Source organism: Streptomyces sp. NPDC086077 (genome assembly GCF_040686175.1).
In the GTDB taxonomy this organism is placed as follows: domain Bacteria; phylum Actinomycetota; class Actinomycetes; order Streptomycetales; family Streptomycetaceae; genus Streptomyces.
The window spans coordinates 1-3,588 of the sequence record NZ_JBFBJT010000290.1 but is presented as its reverse complement, the minus strand read 5'-3'; the positions used below and the strand labels follow the sequence as shown (position 1 = coordinate 3,588).

Annotated in this window: 3 protein-coding genes and 1 pseudogene; 2 read left to right on the top strand and 2 right to left on the bottom strand. The window is 72.5% G+C overall.

All coding sequences use genetic code 11. The annotated features are described in order from the left end of the window. Together AB0O67_RS36995 and AB0O67_RS36990 are read left to right on the top strand one after the other, a co-directional pair. Positions 1–565, top strand: a 565-nt coding sequence (locus AB0O67_RS36995; RefSeq protein WP_365460406.1) for a carbohydrate ABC transporter permease, incomplete at its 5' end; no start/stop codon positions are given. A gap of 80 nt (positions 566–645) precedes the next feature. Next, positions 646–2,073, top strand: a complete 1,428-nt coding sequence (locus AB0O67_RS36990) for a GH1 family beta-glucosidase (RefSeq protein WP_365460403.1) — start codon at positions 646–648, stop codon at positions 2,071–2,073. Between the two features lie 74 nt (positions 2,074–2,147). Here AB0O67_RS36990 and AB0O67_RS36985 read toward each other — a convergent pair. Both AB0O67_RS36985 and AB0O67_RS36980 read right to left on the bottom strand, forming a co-directional pair. Further along, positions 2,148–2,519: pseudogene (locus AB0O67_RS36985) on the bottom strand (sugar hydrolase); the annotation flags it as partial. 6 nt (positions 2,520–2,525) lie between these two features. After that, positions 2,526–3,588: HAMP domain-containing sensor histidine kinase (locus AB0O67_RS36980; protein ID WP_365460400.1), on the bottom strand; the 1,063-nt coding region annotated here is incomplete at its 5' end.

Sequence of the window (3,588 nt, the reverse complement as noted above, 5' to 3'; positions counted from 1 at the left end):
GACGATCGCCGGGTTCGCCTTCGCCAAGCTGCGCTTCCGGGGCCGTAACGCGCTGATGCTCGTCGTCATCGGCACGATGATGGTGCCGCCGCAGCTCAGCGTGATCCCGCTGTACATGATGGTCGCCGAGCTGGACTGGACCGACCAGCTCCAGGCGGTGATCCTGCCGTCGATCGTGAGTGCCTTCGGTGTCTTCTTCATGCGCCAGTACCTGTTGCAGGCGCTGCCGGACGAGCTGATCGAGGCCGCCCGGGTGGACGGGGCGAGCAGCTGGCGCGTGATCTGGCACATCGTGTTCCCGGCGGCGCGGCCGGCGATGGCGGTGCTGGGCATGCTGATGTTCGTCCAGACGTGGAACGACTTCCTGTGGCCGTTCCTGGTGCTGACCCAGACGGGCAACCCGACCGTGCAGGTGGCGGTCGCGGGCCTGGGCCGCGGCTACACCCCGGACCAGTCCCTGATCATGGCCGGTGCACTGCTCGGCACGGTGCCCTTGCTGCTGGTCTTCGCGATCTTCGGCAAGCAGATCGTGGGCGGCATCATGCAGGGCGCGGTCAAGGGCTGACGCCCTGCCTTCTCGCGCAAGGGGCCGGGTCACCGCCGCCTCGGCCCCTCTTTCTCACGACCTTCCTTGGGAGCGCTTCCATGCCTGAACCAGAATCGCCGGTGTCCTTCCCGCCCGCCTTCCTCTGGGGCGCGGCCACCTCCGCCTACCAGATCGAGGGCGCCGTGCGGGAGGGCGGCCGCACCCCGTCCATCTGGGACACCTTCAGTCATACGCCGGGCAGGACGGCCGACGGCGAGACCGGTGACATCGCTGTCGACCACTACCACCGCTTCCGCGAGGACGTCGCGCTCATGGCCGAGCTGGGCCTGACCGCGTACCGCTTCTCCGTCTCCTGGTCGCGGGTGCAGCCCACGGGCCGCGGCCCCGCCGTCCAGGTCGGGCTCGACTTCTACCGGCAACTGGTCGACGAGCTGCTGGCGGCCGGGATCAAGCCGGCGGTCACCCTCTACCACTGGGACCTGCCGCAGGAGCTGGAGGACGCGGGCGGCTGGCCGGAGCGGGACACGGCGTTCCGGTTCGCGGAGTACGCGCAGATCGTCGGCGAGGCGCTCGGCGACCGGGTGGAGCAGTGGATCACGCTCAACGAGCCCTGGTGCAGCGCCTTCCTCGGATACGGCTCCGGAGTGCACGCCCCTGGGCGTACGGAACCGGCCGCCGCGCTGCGGGCGGCCCATCACCTGAACCTGGCGCACGGGCTGGGCACGTCAGCGCTGCGGTCCGTGATGCCGGCCCGCAACACGATCGCGGTGTCCCTCAACTCGTCGGTGGTCCGCCCCGTTTCGCAGGACCCGGCGGACCTGGCGGCGGCGCGGAAGATCGACGACCTGGCCAACGGGATCTTCCACGGCCCGATGCTGCACGGCGCCTACCCGCAGACCCTGGCGGCCGCGACGGCGTCGGTGACGGACTGGTCGTTCGTCCAGGACGGCGACCTGGCGGCCTGCCACCAGCCGCTGGACGCGCTGGGCCTCAACTACTACACCCCAACGCTGGTCTCCGCGGCGGACCCCGAGGCGAAAGGCCCGCGCGCCGACGGTCACGGCGCCAGCGCCCATTCCCCCTGGCCGGGCGCGGACGACGTGGCGTTCCACCAGACGCCGGGTGAACGCACGGAGATGGGCTGGACCATCGACCCGTCCGGCCTGCACGAGCTGATCATGCGGTACACGCGGGAGGCGCCGGGGCTGCCGCTGTACATCACCGAGAACGGCGCCGCCTACGACGACAAGCCCGACCCCGACGGCCGCGTCCACGACCCCGAGCGGATCGCCTATCTGCGCGGCCACCTCGCGGCGGTCCGCCGGGCCGTCACGGACGGCGCCGACGTCCGGGGCTACTACCTGTGGTCGCTGATGGACAACTTCGAGTGGGCCTACGGCTACGGCAAGCGGTTCGGCGCGGTCTACGTCGACTACGCGACGCTGGAGCGGACCCCGAAGTCGAGCGCCCGCTGGTACGGGGAGGCGGCGCGGTCGGGGACGCTGCCGCCGGCCGAGGGCGCGTAGGCGGTCAGAGTTCCGTGGGGGGAGGTCGGGGCGCGGCACCGGTGGGGGGAGTGCCGCGCCCCGGACTTCGGTGGTTACTCGTAGGCCGCGAACGCCTTGGAGAACGCGAACGCGCCCTGATCGACCGAGCTGCAGGCGGCGTCGGCCGCGGGCTTCGGGCCGCCGGGGCACGCCTTGTCGCGGGTGCCGGACCACATGGAGAGCCAGCCGAGGCCCCTCGGCTTGGCGAAGTTCACCAGCTGGGTGGCGTCCTCGACCTTGAAGACCTCGGTGACGACGTCGTTGACGCCGATCGTCGGCGTGACCGCGACCGTCTTCCAGGCCGCGCCGTCGGACAGACCGAGCACGCTCTTGATCTGGGCCTGCGTGGCGGTGGCCGCCTCCTCGGCGCAGGTGCCCATGTCACCGCTGTACGCGGGGCCGTAGTCCATCGCCATGATGTGGAGGTGCGCTCAAAGGAGGGATCTGGGGCGGTCAATGGTCGCGCTCGATCTGCCCGGTCTGCGGCGCCTCATGGAACCGCGGTGGCTCCGCCGCCCGGGCATCCGCTCGCGCGCGTCCAGCTGGATCCAGATCCGCACCTCGGTGCCGCCCAGCACCGACGAACCGATCCGTACGTCGCCGCCCGTCGCCTCCGCGAGCCGGCGCACGATGTCCAGCCCCAGGCCGGTCGACCCGTCGCTGCCGGAGCCCCGGCCACGCGCCATCGCCGCCTCGGGGTCGGATATGCCGGGGCCCGCGTCGGAGACGAGCACGATCACCGCGTCCTCGCCGTTGTGCACGTCGACCGCGAAGGCGGTGCCCTCGGGGGTGTGCCGGAAGACGTTGCCCAGCAGGGCGTCGAGGGCGGCTGCCAGGTCGGCGCGGGCCACCGGGATGCGCACCGGCCGGTCCACGCCGGCCGTCCGCACCTTGCGGCCCTCGTCCTCGGCCAGCGCCGACCAGAACTCCATCCGCTCCCGCACCACCTCCGCCGCGTCGCAGCCGGCGCCGGGACCGACCGCGGCGGTCTGCGGCTTGGCCTCCCGGGCGGTCCGGATGATCGTGTCGACCTCACGCTCCAGCTGGGCCACCGCGGCCCGGGTCTGCTCGGCGGCCGGCCCGTCCCCGAGCGAGGCCGCGTTCAGCCGCAGCACGGTCAGCGGTGTCCGCAGCCGATGGGACAGGTCCGCCGCCAACTCCCGCTCGTTCGCCAGGAGCTGGACGACCTGGTCGGCCATCGAGTTGAACGCCACGGCCGCCAGCCGCAGTTCCCGCGGTCCCTTCTCGGGCACCCGGGCGCCCAGCCGGCCGTCGCCCAGCTCGCGCGCGCCTTCGACCAGCCGCTGCGCCGGGCGCACCATCCGCGCGCCCAGCCGGTCGGCGACCGCGACCGACCCGACGATCAGCGCGAGCCCGACACCGGCCAGCACCGCCCACGCCGTGCCCACGCCCTTGGTGACGGCCGCGTCGGGGATGAACACCTCGACGACGGCGAACTTGCCCGAGCTCAACGCCACTGGCTGGAGCAGCGCC